The organism is Pontibacter diazotrophicus, from assembly GCF_003367245.1.
GTDB lineage: Bacteria > Bacteroidota > Bacteroidia > Cytophagales > Hymenobacteraceae > Pontibacter > Pontibacter diazotrophicus.
Genome location: NZ_QRGR01000001.1, coordinates 344,514 through 366,791, shown reverse-complemented (window position 1 = coordinate 366,791; position 22,278 = coordinate 344,514). Strand labels below are relative to the sequence as shown.

Here is a 22,278-nt window from a genome sequence, read left to right as displayed (position 1 = left end):
CCTTAAGACAAACTGCTCAAAATGAATGAAGAACCAATAAAGTTCTCATGGGTTAATACTCATAAACAGATCGTAAAATTCTTGGCTGAGAATAAAGACAATCAATTATACCTCATCAAACTTCTCAAAGATCTAGGCATAACAGGTTTCAATGATAGAGACGAAGCCGGCAATGTATTTGAACTCACGGAAATAGACCCGTTTACATTCTTTTGCTGTATTTATAAACATGGGGCTTCCAAGAGGCTTAGTTATCTTCAAAAGATTGCTGAAAAAATAGGTATTAGTGAACTTCCCTCCGATGAGTCTGGTATTCCTTCAGCCAATCCACAAAGCACTTGGCTTTTCCCTTACAAAGTCTACAGAGTAAACAACGAAATAGAAAGACTCTGGAACCTCTTTTTTAAAGTGTTGGATGGCGGGATAGACAATAAATTATTCGAGGATGCACTTCAGATAGGAGGCACAGGGAAGACAAAGCTGACAGAGGCTTTATTCTACATTGACCCAATTAAATACTTCCCTATCAATGCACCTGCAAGATTATTTTTAAAAGAAGTTTTAGGAACAAATCCCTCTTTCAAAACCTACACTGAATATTTGAAAATTCTTGAACAGATAAAGCAGAAAACCTCAAAACCATTCTACGAACTATCATCTGAAGCTTATGTATGGAATAATTCACGCAAAAAGGTGAGCTACTGGATTTTTCAGGGCAGCCCCAAGATGTTTGACTTTGAAACTGCTCTAAAGGAGAATTTAATTGAAGATTGGAATGTGGCAGCCCACAAGGAAAATATAAAGCCAGGTGATAAGGTTATTATTTGGATAACGGGTAAGCAACCGGGGTGCTATGCACTGGCCGAGGTTACGCATGAACCTCAGTTAATAACACAATTAAAGGACAGTCATCTGTGGAAGGAAGGTAATCCTCATGATTTACAAGCGGGAATAAAGATAACGCATAACTTACTCGATAAACCTATTTTAAAAGAGCAGATTGCCACAGTACCTGAACTGGCCAAATTAAAAGTTAGCAACCAAGGTACAAACTTCTCAGCTACAGAAGAGGAATTTATGGCTATACTGGAAATGGCAGAACCATCGAAAAGTATTAAGTACTGGTTATATGCACCGGGGGAAAATGCCAGATGGTGGGATGAGTTTTATTCATTGGGTATCATGGGCCTTGGTTGGGACAAACTTGGGGATTTAAATAATTATGCCAACAAGAAAGAGATTGTTAAAATGCTGCAGGCTCTTGACGGCACAACAGGTTCAAAAAAGAATGATGCCACCGCCAACTTTGAATTTAAGGATGTTATATCTGTAGGCGATATAGTCATAGCAAAAAAAGGAAGAAATGAACTGCTTGGCTATGGCATTGTAACGTCAGGCTATTATTATGATTCAAGTAGAGACAGTTACCAGAAGTGCAGAAAAGTAGACTGGAAGAAATGGGGGAAGTGGGATGCGCAGCATCATATGGCGCTGAAGACGCTAACTGACATTACCAAATATCCATCTGAACATCCTCAACACCAGTTTTACTATGAGTGGTTGTTAGGAATTATGGAGGCAAACCATACAAATGAAGATGTTATAGAGGCCGACACACCTTTCCTTCCCCTAATTGACTTGCCTTTGAACACTATCCTCTATGGGCCTCCGGGAACCGGCAAAACGCATAGACTAAAGAATGAATACTTCAAGTTGTTTACTGATGAGCAGTCAACACAAACATTAGAAGAGTATTGCCTGGAACTGGTGAAAGACTTGGCCTGGTGGGAAGTAATCAGCGTAATCATGCTGGACCTAAAAAGCACAAGTGTTGAGCGTATATTTGAGCACCCCCTGCTAAAGGCTAAAAACAGCATCTCCGTTAATAAAACGCCAAAGAATACTATCTGGTCATTGCTTCAATGGCACACAAAAAAGGATTGCCCGCATGTAAACTTTACGAAGAGGGCTACACCACTGTTCTTCTGGAAAGACGACAAAGGCAACTGGACAATAGATGAAGAAATTGCCCAACTAGAAACGCCTGATTTTTATGAAGTTTTAAAGAAGTATAGGAATTATGCTCCTATTAGCAAAACAGAGAGAAGGTATGTTTTTACCACCTTCCATCAGTCTTTCAGTTATGAAGATTTTATAGAAGGTATCAAACCAAAGTTAACTAAGCCTGAGGAAGATTCCGAATCCGCTGATGTGCAGTACCATGTTGAAAAAGGTGTTTTTAAAGAAATTGTGGATAAAGCAACAGCAAACAGCGGGAAGAGATTCGCAATTTTTATTGATGAAATAAACAGGGGAAACATCGCCAACATCTTTGGAGAACTTATCACTTTAATTGAAGATGATAAGCGAATAGGCTGCGCCAACTATATTCCTGCTATGTTGCCATACTCCAAGAAAGAATTCGGAGTACCAAATAACCTTCACATCATTGGCACCATGAATACCGCTGACCGTAGTGTAGAGGCATTAGACACAGCTCTTCGCAGGCGGTTTTCATTTATTGAGATGAGTCCAGAACCACAGAAATTGGCTGAGCCTGAATTCAAATGTGAAGGGATTGAGTTAAACAGGTTGCTTGAAGCTATCAACTGCCGAATAGAGAAGCTTTTGGATAAGGACTACTGCATCGGGCACTCCTACTTCATGTCGATTACTAATCAACAAAGTCCTTTTGAAGAACTCAAATTAATCTTCCTGAACAAAATACTGCCTTTGCTGCAAGAGTACTTCTATGGAGACTGGGGCAAAATAATGCTGGTATTAGGGAAAGGATTTGTGAAGAAGAAAGTGGAGGCAGTAAAGTTTTTGGCAACAGATGAGTATGAGGAATACGAGGAGTTTGACAGTAAACCAACTTATTCTTTTACAGATGCTGCTTCCTGGTCTTTAAACACATTCAAGGGGGTTTATGAGTAGAGCTAAAGTGATAAGGGTATTTGAGCATCAAACTTTAAAGGCTGAACCGGATTCTGCTTTCACTTTATCTCATTTCTCTGCATTGGAAAAGTATGGCTACGCGACAAAAGAGAAATACTTCTCGGTAGGTAACAAGCGAATCAAGTTTTCTAATTATGTAGGGGTAATACAGGTGAAAAACCTGACAATCGAAGTACTGCCGAAGGCTGATTTTTCTGAATGTGACAATGCAGCAAAGAACAAGTGGCATGATGCTCTGATTTCCATGCTGAAAGAATGCAGACTTATCAAACTGGAAAACATCTCTAATGCGAAGCTAAAGTTGAGATCAGCCTCTATTCTAGACCTGTACTACGAGTCGTTTTTAACAGAGACTGAAAGAATAGTGCGGCATGGGCTTAGAAAATCATACCGTAATGTTTCTGAAAACCTGAAGAAGGTAAAAGGAAAGATTCTGTTTACAGAGCATGCTCAGAAGAACTTCCTGCACAAAGAAAGGTTTTTTGTTGAGCACAAGGTCTATGATGCAGACACTAGACTTAACCAGATATTGCTCAAAGCTCTTCTGATCCTCTCCTCTATCTCTAATAATCCTGCTTTCAATAATCGGGTTAAAAAGCTGCTCCTGTATTTTGAAGATGTTCAGGAAAAGAACATCAACAGTTCCTGGTTCGATAGCTTGCAGTTTAACAGAAACACTGAGCGCTATAAGGAAGCAATAACCCTTGCAAAGCTCATCATTCTGAGGTACTCACCAGACTTAAAAGGCGGTAGAGAAGATATACTTGCCATTTTGTTCGACATGAATGTGCTTTTTGAAAACTATGTGTACAGAAAACTAAAAGTTTTGGAGTTTAATACGAGCATACCTATCAATCGGGTACGTGAGCAAAACAGAATACCTTTTTGGGAGTCCAGGGGAATTAGAGCCGATATAGTTATTGAAACCGATAAAGGAAACTTTGTCGTTGACACAAAGTGGAAAGTGTTAAAGTATGATCAACCATCGGATGAGGATTTGAAACAGATGTTTGTATACAACCTGCATTATAACTCCGACCTTAGCATACTCCTATACCCAAAGACGACGCAGAACACCAGCACAAAAAAGCCCTTCCGGAACGAGGAGTTTCAGAGCAGAAACTGCCAGATTGCTTTTACAGATATTTTTAATGATGAAGGAAGGTTGTATAAGTGCCTAGGGATGAGAATTTATTCTGAATTATTACAGGATGAATTGCTATAACTAGAATTAGTTCTAAACACCATGTTTACCACACCTATAAAGCAATTTCTTTGCTCTCTATCAAGAGATGAAAGAGGCAAAAGCCTGGCAAAAAGGAAAGTAATTTAATGCCAACACACAGCTTACTAATCTTTTAGATGATAACAGGAAATCAAACCAACACCGTTTATACCTCAGCATTACTCCACACAGATGCCAGGTTCAGCAACGCCAGCCAGGCACTAATCTCTATTCTGGACAGGCACGGTATTTCACACAAACAAATACAAGAGACAAAGGATATCTGGTGCCGGGACTATATGCCGCTTCAAGTCAGTCAGGGAAAGCTGGTGCAGTTCCGCTATGAACCCTTTTACCTTAAAGATGACTTGCACTTACAGTCTGACCCAAAGGAAGTCTGTGAGGCCAACAACCTCAAAGCCAGGTTCTCACACATCAACCTGGATGGCGGTAATGTGGTAACTTGGGTGGACAGGGCCATTATCACAGACAGGGTGTTTCGTGAGAACCCTGCCTATACCAGCAGAACAAAACTCATCTCGGAGATCGAGGAACTATTAGGCGCTGAAGTGATTGTCATTCCGCATATAAAGTTTGACATGACAGGCCACGCAGATGGGCTTGTCCGGTTTGTTGACCGAAACACCCTACTCGGAAACGACCGGGAAATGGAATACAAGTACTGGAAAAGCGGGATAAATAAAGTCCTTCAGGAACACCAGCTAGCGTACATTGACATCCCCTTCTTTGAGCACAAAATTTCCAAAAACACTGACCATGCTATTGGCTGTTATATCAATTTTCTGGAATTAGGAAACCTGATTATCCTGCCGGTATTTGAGTTAACAGGAAATAAGGATAATGAAGCACTACGCCTGTTCCAACAGCTATACCCCGACCGGAATATTGAAACCCTTAACTACAATGACGTCGCCCTTCATGGTGGTCTTCTGAACTGCACCACCTGGACAATACAGGAATAAACACTGCTTACTGGCTGCAGCAGTTGCAGCACAAACTTAATTGCGGTATTTTACCAGGCATATGAACGAGGCGCGGATAAAGCAGCTGCTACAGCAGCCAGAGGGGCTACGGTTAGAATTCAAGGAAGCAAAAGCCGCCTTGCCTGCTAACCTGTTCGAGACCATCTGTGCCTTCCTCAACCGATGCGGCGGCGATATCCTGCTGGGCGTTACTGACGACGGCACGGTAACTGGTATAGACGCAGACAAAGTAGAGCAGCTCACCAAGGACCTGGTAAACCTGACAAACAATGCTCAAAAGCTGGACCCGCCGTTTATACTGCATCCGGTAGTGTATACCCTAGAGGGGGCCACTGTCGTGCATGTGCAGGTCCCGGAAAGTTCGCAGGTCCATAAGTCCAAGGGAGTAGTTTTTGACCGTAGTTCCGATGGCGACTATAGGCTGACGCACCACACCGCCATTGCCGAACTCTACAACCGCAAGAGCACCAGCTATACCGAGAACACCATTTACCCGGGGCTTCGCTTCTCAGATTTTAGGCCAGAGCTTTTCCCCAAGGTACGAAATCTGATACGGAGCCGTGATTATAACCACCCCTGGCTTGCCCTGGATGATGCGCAGCTCCTGCACAAGGCAGGGCTGTACCGCCGCGACCTGCAGGCGAACCGGGAGGGCTATACGCTGGCGGCGGCATTGCTGCTGGGGCAGGATGAAATCATTCAGAGTGCTTTGCCGCACTATAAAACAGATGCCCTCGTACGCCGCCAGAACCTAGACCGCTACGACGACCGGCTTTACGTGCAAACTAACCTGATTGACGCCTACGAGCAGCTCATGGAATTCATTGCCAAGCACCTTCCGGACAAGTTTTTCATGGAGGGAGCTGTCCGGGTGAGCCTACGTTCCAAAATATTCCGGGAAGTGGTCGCCAACCTGCTCGTGCACCGCGAGTTTACCAACGGTTTCCCGGCTAAGCTGCTCATTTACGCTGACAAGGTTGTAACCGAAAACGCCACGACTCCACATACTTACGGCCACCTGACACCAGACAATTTTTCACCTTTCCCAAAGAACCCTGTCATTGCGAAGTTCTTCACACAGTTGGGCCATGTAGATGAACTGGGCTCCGGCATCCTGAATGTAAACAAGTACCTGCCACACTACACACCCGGCCAGAAACCTGTTTTTGACGAAGGCGATATTTTCAGGATGACCATACCGTTGGAAGTAAGTCAGGCTGGCGGTGTATCTGGCGGAGTTCATGAGGGGATAAGTGAGGGTATAAATGAGGGGATAAATGAGGGGATAAGTGCAAGGCAACTTGAAGTACTGAAAACGATTGTCAGGCAGCAGAGAAGCAAAGCAGTGGAGTTAAGTAAGGCAATGGACGTTTCGCAGGCAACCATTGAGCGGGACATAAAAGCCCTGACAGCACAAGAACTGATTACCTATGTTGGCTCAAAAAAGAAAGGAAAATATATAGCTACTGAAGCAGGAGAATCTCTCGCTAAAAGGTGACTCAGTAACTGGTTGCATAAAAGGCAGCGCGAAAATAAAACAGAAGCTTTCGCTCAAAAGACCTCGCGGTGTTCGAAGGTTCCGCGAGTGTCTGTGCCGAAAGCAAAAGAAGCATTATAGCACACTATACACGTGCAGTTTGAAAAGCATTCAAGGGCTGCACAGAAAGATGGATTAAAATAAAATATGAGTACGAACACAACTAATAGCATTGTATCCAGAGTATAGAGCTTCTGTAACACCCTGCGCGATGGCGTGGGCTATGGCGATTACCTGGAGCAGCTTACCTACCTGCTGTTCCTGAAAATGGCCGACGAATACAGCAAGCCTCCCTACCTGCGCCCATCTACCATACCGGCTCAATATAACTGGGAAAGCCTGCGCGGTTTACGCGGAGCTGAACTGGAACTCCACTACTCCATCCTGCTGCGTGAACTTGGCAAGGAGAAAGGTCTGCTGGGCCAGATTTTCGTGAAGAGCCAGAACAAGATTCAGGACCCGGCTAAGCTTTACAAGCTCATCGAACTAATAGACCGCGAGCAGTGGGTGCTGATGGGTGCCGACGTGAAGGGCGACATCTACGAAGGCATACTCGAGCGTAACGCCGAAGACACCAAGAGCGGTGCCGGCCAGTACTTTACGCCGCGTGCTATCATCAAAGCCATTGTAGCCTGTGTAGACCCCAAGCCAAACAAGTCCATCGCCGATCCAGCCTGCGGCACAGGAGGTTTCTTCCTGGCCGCCTACGACTATGTGCTGGAACACTATAAAAAGGAGCTGGACAAAGAGGCAAAGGAATTACTGAAGAAGAACACCTTCTTCGGCAATGAGATTGTAGCCTCCACGCGCCGTCTGTGCCTGATGAACATGTTCCTGCACAACATCGGCGAACTGGACGGCGAACCGCATCGACATATTCAAGCACATCATTCAGAACCCCACCTCCACCTATATGATGCGTGTGAAAGGCTGCTCCATGGTGAACGCTAACATTCATGAGGGTGACATTTTGGTGATAGATAAGTCTTTCAAGCCTGCTGAGGGTCTGCCTGTGGTCACTCCGACAGGGTTCATCCTCAAAATCATGCTCTTTATCTTCGCCTATACTCTAAACCAAATCATCGAGTAACTCGCAACTTGAGTTAAATAGGAAAAATCTTCCGGTAATGAGGAGCCGAAGCCTCTTTTTACGCTTGGCTCCGAAGGAGACAAGAAAAGTAGCCCCAGCTATTGCCGGGGCTACACAAGATAAACTTCCATACATCGAATCGCCTGAAGCTACCTTTTCGCTTATGCCATATTAATAAATCAATCCTATCCTTTCACTTGCTTTCAAGACAGTATCTCGACTGTATGCTTTGTTTATTTATTGCAGCTTACACAAACTTCATCTCTTTTGCCATTTGAATAGTTTTCAAGTAAGTCCTTCCAAGACTGTGACTGATGTTTTATTCTTCATGGATATAGGCTTTTGCTTACACAGCTATTTAACCGTGTAAATTTTTTGGCAACTCGTAAATGTGACATTCATTAAGTGACAGCCAAATCATTTCCCGGACCTGGCCGTGAGAAAGTTGTTAACCTCCAGCCAATACATGAAGGCATCGAACCACCGATTACTGGTTCGGTCAGGATTGCCGAGGCCGAAACCGTGGCCGCCGTTCTGGTAGAGGTGGAATTCGACAGGGATGCCCGCTTTGTACCAGGAATCAACCACACCGAACTGACCGCGGAAGAGAAAATCATCAGTGGCAATGACATTGAACATGGGCGGAGCGTTCTTCGGCACCTCCACTGGGCCCATACCGCCATAGATCGGACCGATGAAAGCTAGCTTCATGGTCTTGGAGTTGAGTGTTGAATGCATCGTGAGGCCGGCGCCGGCCGAGAAGCCGATCATGCCTATTCTGTCCGTATCGACACCCCACTCCTTGGCACGCTTAAGTATCATGGCGTAGGCGGCCTCGGCGTCCTCGAGCTGGTTAGACAGGTCCTGCTGCGGCGGACTCGGCGGTGTTTCACTTTGGGAAGTGCTGGCAGACGCGGCTGGAGCCGAGCGAGGTCGATTCATCCATGCCGTAAAGTCGTCGAGCGATTCCGGAGTCGGGTGGAGCCGGTACTTGAGCACAAAGGCAGCAATTCCCTTGTCGGCAAGTGCCTGTGCGACTTCCCAGCCCTCATTGCCCATCGAAAGCCACCTGAATCCGCCGCCGGGTGCCACGATCACGGCCGTGCCATTCGCCTTGCCCGGTTCAGGCAGGAAGGGAGTCAGGGTCGCTTTAGAGATGTTCCGCGCCATAGGATCGCCCCACTGGCGAAACCAGGTCTCAGAGGCGGGCTGGTCATCAACACCGCCCGTGCCGAGCGGAATGGCATTTTGCTCTGCAGGGGCTTTGAGCGGATAGATGGTACCGTCCTGCGCTATTGCCGGTGCAGCAAAAACAAGTAAGGTGCTTAAAATGAAAGTTCTAGTCAGGTTTATAAGTTTACAGGTCATAGAAATGCAATTGATAAATTATAATTTAAATTAATATATTAATAATTCTTAGCTTTCAAAGCTTCACCTTCACTCACCAGGACATCAAAGTCTCTGTACTTATGCAACCCACTCCTTAATTTGCCAACCACGTACATAGGGTAAGCCAGACATCCCTTTCCAGCTGTCTAGGTGGCTCTGGTAATGTGTTTGACCTTTTTTCGCCGGTGACTGTACCTTTTTCATAAGTAAATTCTCCTCTTACTTAATGGCTTGTACAATTGCTTCTTTTGCAATATCGATGTCCCTGGCTACTTCCGGCCTGATGCGTGCCCAGTGGAACAGATTGTTGTCGTTTCGGTCATGGCTGCTTCCATTATAATGCGTCAGGGGCATGTCCTTATAGATGGGGCGGGTAATTTTAATAACTTCGTCCCAATACTCGAGCGCTTTTTGCAAGTGTGCTACCGCTTTTTGCTGGTTTTCTTTCCCGCCTTTCATCCGGTAAGTTTGAAGCGCTACGGCACCTTTCAACTTTTCGGCAAGGTGCAGGCCAAGGTTTGCCCAAGTTTTCACATCCGCCACCTCATACATCAGAGAAGCATCATGCATGGTATCGATGTTTTTCACCAGGCGCAGCGCTTTCCGGCTATCGCGTTCCAGCATCCGGATCAGCACAGGCGGCGTAATGCTCTTTTCTCCAAACGAGTTGCCAGCCAGGCTCTTTTGCACATAGTCTTTCACCGACACATAATCCGGGTCTAGGGTCGGCTGGTTTATCAAGGCGTCAACAGATATGTACTGGGTGCTGTCTCCTATCAGTGCCATAAACCCTTCGCCATAGAGGGTGAAATCCCACCTCGAATCGTAGAGCGAGGCAAGGCGCAGTTGAGTGGACGAGGCCAGGGAATATGCCTGTAGCAGGTCTTTGCCCTTTTTACCATAGCGCATGGTAAATTCATTCTGAAATACCCGATCCGAAGTAGCAGGATTGTACAGCAGCCTTCCCCATAACTTATAAAACAGCCACTGCCGCTCAAATGCCCACTGCCAGTCTACCGGTGCCTCCACGGCTGTAAAATAATCCTTCGCAGGAATATAGGTTTCTGAGCCAATAAAATACCCTCCTACATAAGGCTGGCTGTTTTGGGCAACATGGGCACGTATGAAATCCGGAACACCCCAGCGAAGCGCAAAGAAATCTTCGTTACGCGCGGTATAGGTAATTTTGTAGCCTTCCGGCATGGGATTATAAAATGTGTCAAACATCTCTCCCCCATGCACCTTTACCAGTTTGGGCGTAGAGTGTGCATGCGACCAGTTATATTTTAAGTCAGCCCATATAGGCTCCTGGATAAAGTCTAAGTTTGCTTCCCTTTCTATAGACTTCCTCGTGAGTCGCTCCAGGTCTACACTGGTAGCCCCCAGCGATTCGGTGGTACTGGAAAAAGGAATCCGATGGACCAGTTTGAGCGGCCGGCCCACCTGGCGCATCCCTTCAATATAGGTGTCATATATCCAGTCCTCCCGTTGCTGCGGCGTCATGCCAGCCATTCCCTCCCCCAGTGTAAGGCCCATGCCGGTAAGGGTTGGATATTCCTGTAGCAGCTGGGTGATGCTCTCCCGCATGTAGCGTTTTACAATTTCAGAGGTATCTCCCGACACATAATAGTTTGGGTATACATTTTCGTGCGCCACCCCATAAGCTTTCGCAAACTCCGGGCTTACAAAGATGTTGAAGGGGATAATATAGGTATCGATAGCACGTTCGTGGGCCATCCGGAATATTTCCTGGTGCAGCTGTTGCCATTCTTTCATTTCGGCCTCGCTGAACGGGCTGGCTGCCGGAAAGTTTTTCGGGCTTATCATGTACACAAACGGATGAAGGTTCCAGAGGGAAAGGGAATTGAAGCGGTTTTCAGCCACTATATCCAGAAAAGCCTCCCAGTAACGCACATCCCGCACTGTTTCGTAGTGCTGATCCAGGGCAGAACTAGGCCGATAAGAATACCAGGGGGTATTATGCTTGATGGCACGAAAGGGATAATGTGGTTTTTCGCTTTGCTTTCGTACTTGCTGAAGCTTTGTGCCATGCTGCAAACTTTCAGCAAGCGAGAAGCTGCCATATATCATTCCCCTGTTGTCGCCACCACGGATGGTGATGGTGTTCTGCTCTGGTATAATGGCAAATGATTCGCTTTCCAGACGGGCAGTATCCACCTCTATTCTGATTAAATAATCATACCCATTCTGATCTTCCAGCACAGTATATTTTTGTGCTAAAAGTGCTTCTTTTAACTGCCTGAAGGCATATGATGCCTGAGGAGTTACTGAATCGTACTGCACGTATACCCTTTGCGCAAGCCCTGCCTGAATGCCCGCTATACAGCACAGCAAGAGGCTGAAAACAATTGTCCTGATTACTACCATAAGAACTAGATACTGTTTTATTTCATCAAGATCAATCAGCTATAGCAAGCATATCCATCGGTACCGCACTAAAGGCGGCAAAACCCGTCCTTTCTGCCACGACTATTATAGTTGGATAGCCTCTTTTGTTCCTGATGCCTATGGCCGTGATGCGGATCATACGCCTGATTCCTGCGCCACAGCATCCAGAACAGGATCAGCAGCTTACGCAGCACAGCCATGTATGCCGGCATCTTGCTCTTGTCAGAAGCCGTTCATGGAGTGCGGTGTAGACAGGCTCTTTAAAGCGCTTCTCCCCCAAAGTGAGTGGCCGAAGTTCCTAGCAGGGGCAACACGCCGAGGTAAAAGTAGTGCCGGTTTTAAGAATACACGACTAGCCATTACTCCAATGCCAGTACTACCACCGAAAAGGGCGGTACTTTCAGGGAAAGGGTATTACCCCTTAGTTTGGCATCTTTAAAAGCTTTTGGGGTGATCAGGTTGGGATTTTCGAAGGTGTTGTAATCCTGTAGATTTCTGGACCTTAAGATTCTGCCGCTTAACTTTTTATAGCTGGCCCCTTTAATGTCGATGCTGATTTCCTGCGCCTTGCTGGCGTGCACATTCACCAGGCTGATGTGGGTGACGCCCTGCTTGTTGCGGGATGCTGATGTCCAAACTGCCTGCAATTTATCATCGCCGAGCTGGTACTCTGCTGATTTTACCTGTAGTGGCAGCAGGGTAGCATCCTGATGCACCTTGTACATTTCCATCACATGATAGGTTGGAGTAAGCAGCATTTTTTCCTCATCGGTAAGAATCACTGCCTGCAGCACATTTACGGTCTGGGCCAGGTTGGCCATGCGCACCCGGTCGCTGTGGTTGTTGAAGATGTTGAGGGTAGCACCGGCAATCATGGCATCGCGCATGGTGTTTTGCTGGTATAGGAAGCCAGGGTTGGTACCAGGCTCAACTTCGTACCAGCCACCCCATTCGTCTACCACCAGGCCAATTTTTTTCTCCGGGTCGTACTTGTCCATAACGGCACTGTGCTTCTCCACCAGCTCGTTCATCAGCAGGGCCTGCCGCATGGTACCGAAATACTGCTTTTCGTCGAAAGTGGTGGACGGGCCTTTGGCGTCCCAGTCGGTTACGGCATAGTGGTGCAGGGCAATACCTTCCATCAGAGAAAGGGGTATTTTTTTCATCAGCACCTCGGTCCAGTTGTAGTCGTCGCCGGCAGGGCCCGAAGCAATGCGGTAGATGCCCCCTTCTAGGTAGCCCTCGGCCATGTAGGTGGCGTATTGTTTGTAGAAATTGGCATAAAATTCTGCGTCCATGTTACCGCCGCAGCCCCAGGGTTCGTTACCAATGCCCCAATATTTCACCTGCCAGGGTTCGGCCCGGCCGTTTTCCTGCCTCAGTTTCGACATAGGGTTCCCCTCCTTGGAGTTGGTGTACTGTACCCAGTCCATCATTTCCTGCACGCTGCCGCTGCCTACGTTCCCGGCCAGGTAAGGCTCGGTTTCCAGCACCTCGCAAAGATTCAGGAAGTCGTGGGTGCCAAAGCTATTGTTTTCGGTAACCCCACCCCACCAGGTATTTACAATGGTAGGCCGCTGATCTTTAGGGCCAATGCCGTCTTTCCAATGATAGGTATCGGCAAAACACCCCCCGGGCCAGCGCAGGTTGGGGATGTTTAGGTTTTTGAGAGCGGCAATAACGTCTTTACGTACTCCGTTGACATGCGGGATTTTTGTATTGTCTTCTCCTACATAAAAGCCGCCGTAGATGCTACGCCCCAGGTGCTCGGCAAAATGGCCGTAAATGTGGCGGCTAATCTGTTGATCGGAGCCTTTGGCATCCATAATTATGGAGGTTTGCCCATAGCTTATCAGGCTGCAAAGAAGTAGAACACCACTAATAAATATTTTATTCATCTGTTGATTAGTTGTTTAAATAGGTTAACAGGAATCCCCGAACTGAAACCCCATGAACAGGAAACAGTATCATTGCCACTTTCACCAGAAACTCAGGGCCAACACATCTGCTGACGTGCCTGCAGTTCCAACACTGCGATGTCAGTCACCAGCCTGCCATGCAAAACAAAAAGCGGTTATCATGTGGTGGATAATGGTACACACGCAGCATTCACGCCTGTGCCATCAGCATACATTTCATCGCCATTCTAAAAGTATCAGTTCATTATCCCTTTGTAGTATATTTCATAATCAGATACTACCAGCGAAAATTTCTAAAAACTATCTCGCTCTCAGCAATCAAATATATACAACTGAACCCTTACAGAACACTTTTCATGTTACAGGTACTTTTGACCATGTTACATTAAGGCCATCATGAACGTATTTTTAAGCCATTACAATGTGACTCTCCTGTGCCTCCTTATTTTACTTCCCGATAACAGATGGTGCCGCTCAGGCGGAATAAAGCCTTTTATTCTCATAGATTTAAATTACTTCCAATCGATTTTGGGGTACGGATGAACCTTAGCCGCTTTCATCAGGCTGCCTCTGCTTTCAGCATCCGCTGTTCTGCTGCCGCCATTGAAAACAGGAGGCGAGGTGCAATCGCACCCAGACCGGTGAATAGCTCATGTGTTCTCTTATTTTGCCAGATTGACGACATATACACCTCCCTGTTTGGTTTTAAGGTCATACTCATATACTCTTCTGATTTGCACACTTTCTAAGTCTGCACCAGGGGAAACCAGCGGCTCTTTTATGTCGGCTATCTGGTAAAAAGAATTCTGGTTCGCCCTCTTCGCTTTCTTCAGCCCTTTGCCAGAGAGCGGGTAGTAAGACCGTATTCTGCAGTTGCCTCCCAGGGCAGACCGGATGGTCACTTCACCAGGTTTGTTGTCCTCCCATTTTATGTCCACCCCAAATCCTCCCCTGGCCCTGAGCCCGCTGATGCTGCCCTTCGCCCAAGCGTCAGGCAAAGCCGGTAAAAGTTGCACGGCTCCATCGTGGCTTTGCAGGAGCATCTCAGCAATACCCGCCGCACAGCCAAAATTCCCGTCAATCTGAAAAGGAGGATGCGCATCAAAGAGGTTCGGGTAAGTACCGCCTCCCTCTCCAGAGGCTTCACGACCAGCAGGTGATAGCTGATCCTTTATCAGTTTATAGGCACGGTTACCATCCAGCAGCCTAGCCCACAGGTTCACCTTCCAGCCCATCGACCAACCCGTGGACTCGTCGCCCCGGGCAACCAGGGATGTTCTGGCTGCATCAAACAGCTGCGGATGACGATAAGGGGATATCTGATTCGAGGGATAAAGCCCGTACAAATGCGACACATGCCGGTGGTTGTCCTCTGGGTTATCCCAGTCCTGCATCCACTCCTGGAGCTGCCCCCACTTGCCAATCTGCATAGGCGGCAGCTTCTGAAGGCTCTTCTTCATTTCAGCTACTAATGCCTCATCTGTTTTAAGTGTCTCCGCCGCTTTAATAGTCCTGGTAAACAGGTCGAAAACCAGTTGGTTGTCCATGGTGGTACCCGCCGTCACGGACGAACCAGGGTGGGCAGCGGGGGCGTTTTCAGGCGATACGGAAGGAGCAACAACCAGCCACTGGTGCTCCGGCTCCTCCACCAGGAAATCCAGGTAAAACCGCGAAGCCTCTTTCAGGATGGGGTAAACGGACGCAAGGTACTCCCTGTCACCGGAGAACTCGTACTTGTCGAGCAGGTGCTGCGAAAGCCATGCCCCACCCATTGGCCACATGCCCCAGAAGGCACCGTCCACTGCCCCGTTGATGCGCCAGATGTCCGTGTTGTGGTGCAACATCCAACCCTGAGCCCCATACATGTCTCTCGCGGTTTGGCGGCCGGATTCGGAAACTTCGCGCACCATCTGTATCAGCGGCTCGTGCAGCTCCGCCAGGTTAGTTATCTCAGATGGCCAGTAATTCATCTCCGTGTTGATGTTCACAGTGTATTTGCTGTCCCAGGGCGGGGTGAGCTGGTCGTTCCAGATCCCCTGCAGGTTCGCCGGCTGCCCACCGGGTCTTGAAGAAGAGATTAACAAATACCGGCCAAACTGAAAATAAAGGGCTACCAAACCCGGGTCATTTCCTTTTTTAAACTGCGCTACCCTCTGGTCAGTGGGCAGGTTTACGGCATCCGTTTCGCCTAAGTCGAGGCTCACCCGGTCAAAATATCGCCTGTAGTCAGCCACATGATCCCGATAAATCGCCTCCGCATTCTTATTCAGTGCCTTTTGCAGGTAAGCATCTGCCCGCGCTGCCGCATCACCACTAATATCTTTGTAGTTGTTGAAATTAGATGCGATGGAGATGTAGATGGTGACTTCGTCCGCCTGCTCCACATGCAAACCAGTCTCCATAGCTTTTACTGTTCCCCCGGTGTGCTGGACTCTGGCCTTGGCCTGGAATTGCACCTTTCCTTCCACCCCCTCATGACTGCCTGTTCTCCCTGCTAGCACGAGTTCGTCACCGCCCCTAGTGGAGACTTCGGCATTTGCAGGTCTGTCCATCGTAGCGGAGAAGCTTATAGCACCGGGTTTATCCGCCGACATACGAAAGACGATGACCTGGTCCGGAAAAGAGGAAAACACCTCTGTTTTATAGTTCACCCCGTTGACACGGTAACTGGAGGTTGCCACCGCATTCTCAATATCCAGCTCCCTGTGGTAGTTTGTGTAGTTTTCATGGCCGGCAAACGAGAGCTTCAGGTTGCCTGCGGTCTCGTAGGGCATTCCGTGCGATGTTTTGCTGATGAACTTCTGGTTTGCCAGTTGCTGGGCTTCCTTATACTTCCCCTCAAAAATCAGTCTCCGGACTTCAGGTAGGGCTTCCCTTGCCTGAGGGTTGTCATTGCGGTTGGGCTGTCCGGCCCAGACCGTGTTCTCATTCAGCTGAATCACTTCCTTCGCGGGGTCACCAAAAACCATGGCGCCCAGGCGCCCGTTTCCGACCGGCAGGGCCTCCACCCACTTCTCTGCCGGCTGTGTGTACCACAGCCTCAGGGGGGCATCCTGTTGCGCAAATGCGTTAGCCAGGAACGTCAGACTAAACAGCAGACAACATAAGAATCCTCTCATCATCTTTCTTTGTGATTCTCTCATCCTTGTTTATAGCTTTAAGATTTCTAATCATATGCTACCTGCAGCTTACTGACCTTCAATAAGCGCTACTTATCACGAAGATGCTTGAATGAGTTTATCCAAAATTCTTAAGTATATCATTCCAACTCAACCATCGCCTTTATGACTCCAGTCTCAGGTTTGAGCCAGGAGTTAAAATCATGCTGTACCTGATCAAAACGTACCCGATGTGTAATGTATGCCTCTGGGTCAATCAACCCATTTTCCATAGACGAAATCACCTTCTTGAAATCTTCGCGCGTGGCGTTGCGGCTGCTCATTAAAGTAGCCTCACGCTTATGAAACTCAGGATGGCTAAAGCAGACCTCTCCCTTCTGTAAGCCTACCAGTACATACCGGGCGCCATGTGCCATATACTGAAAAGAGCTCTGAATGGCTTGCTTGCTTCCTGTCGCATCCATAACAACGGTGGGCATGTCCGCATTTGTAATTTCCGACAACTGCTCCATTATATCATGACCATTGGCATTGATGATATAAGGTATCGCGAGCTTCTCTTTACAGAAAGCAAGGCGTGTTTCATTTATATCCATCGCAATAACAGTAGCTCCAGCGATTCGTGCCAGCTCCATGATCCCCAGGCCAATAGGGCCGGCACCTACGACTAACACATGTTCACCGGGCTGTATTCCGGCCCTTCTGACAGCATGTGCCCCTATGGCTAAAGGCTCCACCAGTGCTAAAGCGTCATAAGACAAACTGCCTCCGTGCACAAGGGAACTGGAGGGTACTGTAAGATATTCTGCCATGCCGCCATCAACATGCACCCCGCACACTTGCATTTTTGTGCAGCAATTGGGTTTACCGGAGCGGCAGGCAATACAAACGCCGCAGTTGTAATAAGGAATAAAAGTGACCGCTTCTCCTTTCCTGAAGCCTGGTGCATCGTCAAAATCAACTAACTCTCCGGCGAGTTCATGCCCCAGTATGCGCGGATACTCAAAGTATGGCTGCGTCCCCTCAAAAGCATGAAGGTCAGTACCGCAGATGCCAATCCGCTTGATTTTAATGATCGCGTTGCCTTTGGTTAGCTCTGGCTTTGCTGCTGCCCCATACGCTAATGTTCCTGGTGTAGTACATACTAATGTTTTCATATACTTTGATGTTATAGGTTGCTTCAAGCATTTACCATTGCCCGATCCAGGTGTACATAGCCTCCGTCCACGTGTATAAGCTGGCCGGTGGTTTAGCGATGCTGAAAAATCAATTCTATCTATGGATGACTTGTATTTCCTGTAACGCAGAAAGATGACAGAGAATACATTCTTCACAAGCCTCCAGTTTGTTTGTTCTTGAGCCAGTTCAGGGCATTCTCTCTGTCCGTGAAGAAGCGCACCTCTATCAGAGAGCCTATGCTATCAAGGGGGTGTGCCGCCCCTGCTGCTTCACCAGAAGAGCTGAGGCTAGCTATGTAGGCTACATACCGTATGCCAGCGCGACAGGCACAAGGCAGCCAGTCTTCTTCTAACCACGCTCCCAAATCAGCCCAAAGGCCTGAGAGACTGGTTATGTCTTCCAGCCTGTAGGGGCAGTGCGTCTGCTCGTGTACCATGAGCCCAAACGATAGCGCCTGTTTGAGGTCCTCCTGAGAGGCTGCGCTATACCAGACGGCTTCCACGATGCCAATCTCTTCTTCATGCTCAATCTTATGAATAGTCTTTCCCAAGGAATTCCTAACTTCCATCAACATCGTGACCTCCAGCTAAAGTATTTTTCACAGGTTGCTCTGTATATGCCTGTTATTTTGATATAAGAAGCTGATTGATACAACATTACCATCTACTGGCGAATATCTGCCAGTCCAAACCTAATAACATTCTTATCTTCTTTGGACACCATACACAGACCGTTTATTCCTTCTGTTCCGTTTATTCTATATGTTTACCTATGTTACTCTAAAACTGAGGCGCACAGTGAAGTAGTAATTTCAATGTGCGCCTCAGTTGAAGTAAAGTCTTAATATTATGAAAGTCTCTTACTGGGGGAAAGCATCGTTTGCAGAAGTGGCGTACAGCCCAAGCAAAGTACCAGTAAAACCTCCCGCAACATTAGTCGACAGGATATCACCTGAAACAGTGCCTCCCAAATTCACGAAATCGGTTCCATTCGTTGAATAGCTAAACTGGTAGTCATCTTCATCTGCCTTAACCTGTAGCCGTATAGGCTTTCTAACATCTATTTTGCTGCTGGCAATAATTTTAGATTGCCCCTTTTCTGTTCTTTGCAACACAACATAGTGATCCTTGTCTTTTTTGGTAATACCAAAAACATAATTGAAACTTTCGCTTTGCAAAGCCACAATACCGGCCAAATCCTTTTCTGAGGCCGGCCTGTAATCAAGCGTTGTAGTATAAGTGAAAGTATTGTGCTGTTGCCGGTGAAAGAGCGTTGAAGTAGGTTTAATTTCCTTGATATTCACCGGGAACGGATTTATCTTCAATCCTTTCTTTGTTGATGATATAAAATCTTCACGGGGTCCTCTTAAACCAATCCACCTATGATCCAGCTTCTCAGAAGAAAAGTTATCTATGAATGTGAAATTGCCGTTGGGAAAGTAACCTTCTTCGCCGGTTTTGTTTTCAACCCCTTCTGGCATTTTCAACTTTGGTTCTATAGGTATAAGACCATTGATGAAAACAGGGAAGTCACCTGACCAATCAACAGGCAGGATAAAAGTTTCGCGACCAATGTTAACCCTATTCTTTTCATTTGGACGGATACCAAGAAACACACCATAGTATCTGCCATCAGGCCCTTCAACTAAATCGGCATGCCCGGCCCAGTCCACCTTGTTTGGACGATTGGGGTCTAAATATCTTTGAGTCAGAATGGGGTTATTCTGTGCAGGTGTATAAGGACCTTTAGGGTCATCGCTTACAAAAACAACTTCGCTGTGGTTTCCACCCGTACCGCCTTCGGCACACATCAAATAATAACGCCCGTCTTTTTTGTAGATATGAGGGGCCTCAATCCAGACTGGTTTTTTTTCAATATCAACCCCGCCGTCAACTATAATCTTGTCGGTCCCGGCAACTACCTGGTCCTTTTCAAGGTCATACTCCCAAATCTTGATCACCCGGTGCCCTTCATAAAGTTCTTTCCCTTTATCCGGGGCATCGTTATGCACCACATAGGCTTTCCCGTTGTCATCAAAGAAAAGAGAGGGGTCGATTCCGTCGAATTGTAGCTTGTTCGGCTCGCTCCAGCCTTGTAAGGGATCTTTCGTTTTTACGACAATATTTCCCAGCCCTCCAGCAAATGCTGTCGTGATCATGTAGAAAGTGTCATTGTTCGGATTATACTCTATATCCGGTGCATATACCCCAGCGCTGATTCCTGTATCGTGCACATTCAACTGCGAAGTACGGTCCAACACATGCCCAATCTGCGTCCAGTTAACCAAATCCCTGGAGTGGAAAATCGGAACTCCGGGAAACATGGCAAAGGATGAGTGCACCATATAGTAATCACCGCCTTTGCGGGTAATTGCCGGATCGGGATAAGCGCCCTGCAAAATGGGATTATAGAACTCACCTTCCTTCAAAGGATTGTTATTGTATACCTGGTCATTTCCTTCATATACAAAGTTGGAGAATACGGGAGCATTCTTTGCCATTTTCACCTTTGTCTGGCCATTCACCTCTAATCCCATAAAAGAAAATAATGTCATGAAAACACACAGTAGCACAAACTGCCTGTTTCCTAATGGAGTAATTCTAAACTTAATTCTATTCATCTTTAATTTATAACTGTTGATTTTTATTGAGTTCAGGTTTTTGAAATTGCTTATGTCTTAAAAGCGCAGGAAAAGTTTAATCAAACTACTTCATCTCCTTCCTGGAAGATGCGCTCCGCATCATCATAATCCGTCTTGTTTCTATTCTGCTGCCTGCGCTTTACTTGTGTTGGCAATCCGGTCATCGATGTGGAAATAGTCAAAGTCCACATAGCCGCCTGGCGTTTTAGTGGCATAATTGAACAGCCCGAAACGATACCCCATGAAGTGTGGTAAGGTGTAAGCCATCTTCAGCTGTGAACCAATTTTCTTCCATGTTTTGCCATCCAGGCTATAATAGAAAGTGGCCACATCCCTGCGATCATTGAAATCTCCTTCAGCTTTCAGGTATACCTTTTTCTGTTTGAGCGGCACACTTTCCGCTACTACCGGGCTGCCTGTCTCGGCACTGACCATCACAATGGATGTAGCGCCCTTCTCATATGTGACTCCAACCAATCCGTACTGTTGCTGCAGAAGGGCAAGACCGGCAAAATCACCCGCCTTCATGTTCGACACATCGATTGCTGTTGAACCAGCGCTTTCAGGCCCAATAGTCCGCTGCGTTAAGGTATTTCTGGCCTGCAAAAAGTCCTTATCGACGCGCCCGGCTTTCAACCTCAGATGGCCTTTCCGCTCCGTAACCGACCAAAGCTCATCCACAGGATTGTGGTTCCACTGCCAAACTAAGGGCAATGCAGGCTCCCCTTTTTCGCGCGTAAACTCATCGGATGCCACAACACCTGGCATCAGGCCCTTGCTGGCAGGAAGACTTAGTTCATCAGGCACTTTGCCATCCATACCGATTACGGGCCAGCCAGCCTCCCATTTTACCGGAACAAGGTATGGGATGCGCCCGACCGCGCCATAATCGCGGAACAGGTAAGCGTACCAATCGCCATTGGGTGTATCAATCAGTCCTCCCTGCGCCACACCTTTATCCTCGAAGGCCACTCTGCTTTCGTAAGGACCTGTTAGCCTATCCGCCCGGTGAACGATAACGGTGCGCATTCCGCCTTTGGGCCAGGCGATATTAAACAGGTAGTACTTCCCATTCACCTTAAAAAGCTGGGACCCTTCGGCAGGCAGCCCTACATTGGGGCCAGCAGGTGCCGTTGCATTTTCTATCAGGACCCTTTCCGTACCTGGCTTTGTTCCTGAAAGGTCTTCCTTCAACTCTACCATCTTTAACTGCCCGCCGCCCCAGATCATGTAAGCGCGGCCGTCATCTTCGAAAAACAAAGTATGGTCATGAAGGGAAGGTTCGAAGGAATGGACTTTCCAGGGGCTTTTTTCGATGTCCTTCGTCGAATAAATATATGTCTTCCCGGTAGTTTGGGCGAAGGTGGTCACATAGTAGGTGTCGTTATGAAAACGGAGGCTGCTGGCCCAGGAGCCTTTGCCATAGGCACTTTCCCCATTGGTCAGATTCAATGCGTCCACGTCTCCCAGGGTGTCGTAGGCATAATTCACCAGCTCCCAGTTGACAAGGTCTTTGGACTTCATGATGGGCAACCCCGGGCTCATGTGCATGGTGGTGCTGCTCATATAGTACGTATCCCCTACCCTAATCAAGGCAATGTCAGGGACATCGGCATGAATGATGGGGTTCTGTGCACCTTGCCCTTGCGAAGGCAATGCCATGAACAGGTAAACAAGGGCTAATAAACTAAATTGCAAAAGCTTTTTTATCATTGGCATCATTCGCTTTCTATAAGGTATAACTATCCTTAAAAAATTGTTATCCTCTTGCTTTCATACTGAACGGGTATGACGGTTTCGAATGGCTA

The 22,278-nt window shown here is 47.2% G+C and carries 13 protein-coding genes and 1 pseudogene; 6 read left to right on the top strand and 8 right to left on the bottom strand.

Annotated elements, in window-relative coordinates; all coding sequences use genetic code 11:
- Nucleotides 1-21: 21 nt before the first annotated feature.
- From DXT99_RS01475 to DXT99_RS26925, 6 genes and pseudogenes are all read left to right on the top strand, one after another.
- Nucleotides 22-2,937, top strand: coding sequence for an AAA family ATPase (locus DXT99_RS01475; protein WP_115563722.1), 2,916 nt, complete (start codon nt 22-24; stop codon nt 2,935-2,937).
- The gene (locus DXT99_RS01470) at nt 2,930-4,183 is read left to right on the top strand and encodes an McrC family protein (RefSeq protein ID WP_115563721.1); all 1,254 of its coding nucleotides are present in this window, start codon (nt 2,930-2,932) and stop codon (nt 4,181-4,183) included. The genes DXT99_RS01475 and DXT99_RS01470 overlap by 8 nt, the downstream gene beginning before the upstream one ends.
- A gap of 137 nt (nt 4,184-4,320) precedes the next feature.
- Complete coding sequence (locus DXT99_RS01465; RefSeq protein WP_115563720.1) at nt 4,321-5,166, top strand: agmatine deiminase family protein; 846 nt, start codon at nt 4,321-4,323, stop codon at nt 5,164-5,166.
- 61 nt (nt 5,167-5,227) lie between these two features.
- Nucleotides 5,228-6,685 carry an RNA-binding domain-containing protein gene (locus DXT99_RS01460; protein ID WP_181884990.1) on the top strand — a complete coding sequence of 486 codons (1,458 nt, stop codon included), beginning with the start codon at nt 5,228-5,230 and terminating at the stop codon, nt 6,683-6,685.
- 243 nt (nt 6,686-6,928) lie between these two features.
- Nucleotides 6,929-7,564 (top strand): annotated as a pseudogene (locus tag DXT99_RS01455) (N-6 DNA methylase); the annotation flags it as partial.
- 97 nt (nt 7,565-7,661) lie between these two features.
- Nucleotides 7,662-7,814 (top strand): hypothetical protein, encoded by a 153-nt coding sequence (locus DXT99_RS26925; protein WP_181884989.1) that lies wholly within the window; start codon nt 7,662-7,664, stop codon nt 7,812-7,814.
- A 417-nt stretch (nt 7,815-8,231) separates the two neighbouring features.
- Here DXT99_RS26925 and DXT99_RS01450 read toward each other — a convergent pair whose 3' ends face one another.
- The 8 genes from DXT99_RS01450 to DXT99_RS01415 all read right to left on the bottom strand — a co-directional run bounded on the left by DXT99_RS01450 (nt 8,232) and on the right by DXT99_RS01415 (nt 22,183).
- Complete coding sequence (locus DXT99_RS01450) at nt 8,232-9,182, bottom strand: alpha/beta hydrolase (RefSeq protein WP_115563719.1); 951 nt, start codon at nt 9,180-9,182, stop codon at nt 8,232-8,234.
- Between the two features lie 240 nt (nt 9,183-9,422).
- Nucleotides 9,423-11,591: a hypothetical protein gene (locus DXT99_RS01445; protein WP_115563718.1), complete on the bottom strand. Its 2,169-nt coding sequence runs from the start codon at nt 11,589-11,591 to the stop codon at nt 9,423-9,425.
- 380 nt (nt 11,592-11,971) lie between these two features.
- On the bottom strand, nt 11,972-13,510 hold the full coding sequence (locus tag DXT99_RS01440; protein WP_115563717.1) for an alpha-N-arabinofuranosidase: 1,539 nt from the start codon (nt 13,508-13,510) through the stop codon (nt 11,972-11,974).
- Between the two features lie 683 nt (nt 13,511-14,193).
- Complete coding sequence (locus DXT99_RS01435) at nt 14,194-16,653, bottom strand: glycoside hydrolase family 95 protein (protein WP_317048105.1); 2,460 nt, start codon at nt 16,651-16,653, stop codon at nt 14,194-14,196.
- Between the two features lie 137 nt (nt 16,654-16,790).
- The gene (locus DXT99_RS01430) at nt 16,791-17,807 is read right to left on the bottom strand and encodes a zinc-binding alcohol dehydrogenase family protein (RefSeq protein WP_115563716.1); all 1,017 of its coding nucleotides are present in this window, start codon (nt 17,805-17,807) and stop codon (nt 16,791-16,793) included.
- Between the two features lie 173 nt (nt 17,808-17,980).
- Nucleotides 17,981-18,379 carry a hypothetical protein gene (locus DXT99_RS01425; RefSeq protein ID WP_147294153.1) on the bottom strand — a complete coding sequence of 133 codons (399 nt, stop codon included), beginning with the start codon at nt 18,377-18,379 and terminating at the stop codon, nt 17,981-17,983.
- Between the two features lie 309 nt (nt 18,380-18,688).
- Nucleotides 18,689-20,383, bottom strand: a complete 1,695-nt coding sequence (locus DXT99_RS01420) for a glycoside hydrolase family 43 protein (RefSeq protein ID WP_220273333.1) — start codon at nt 20,381-20,383, stop codon at nt 18,689-18,691.
- A 207-nt stretch (nt 20,384-20,590) separates the two neighbouring features.
- Complete coding sequence (locus DXT99_RS01415; RefSeq protein WP_115563713.1) at nt 20,591-22,183, bottom strand: glycoside hydrolase family 43 protein; 1,593 nt, start codon at nt 22,181-22,183, stop codon at nt 20,591-20,593.
- Between the last annotated feature and the right edge of the window lie 95 nt (nt 22,184-22,278).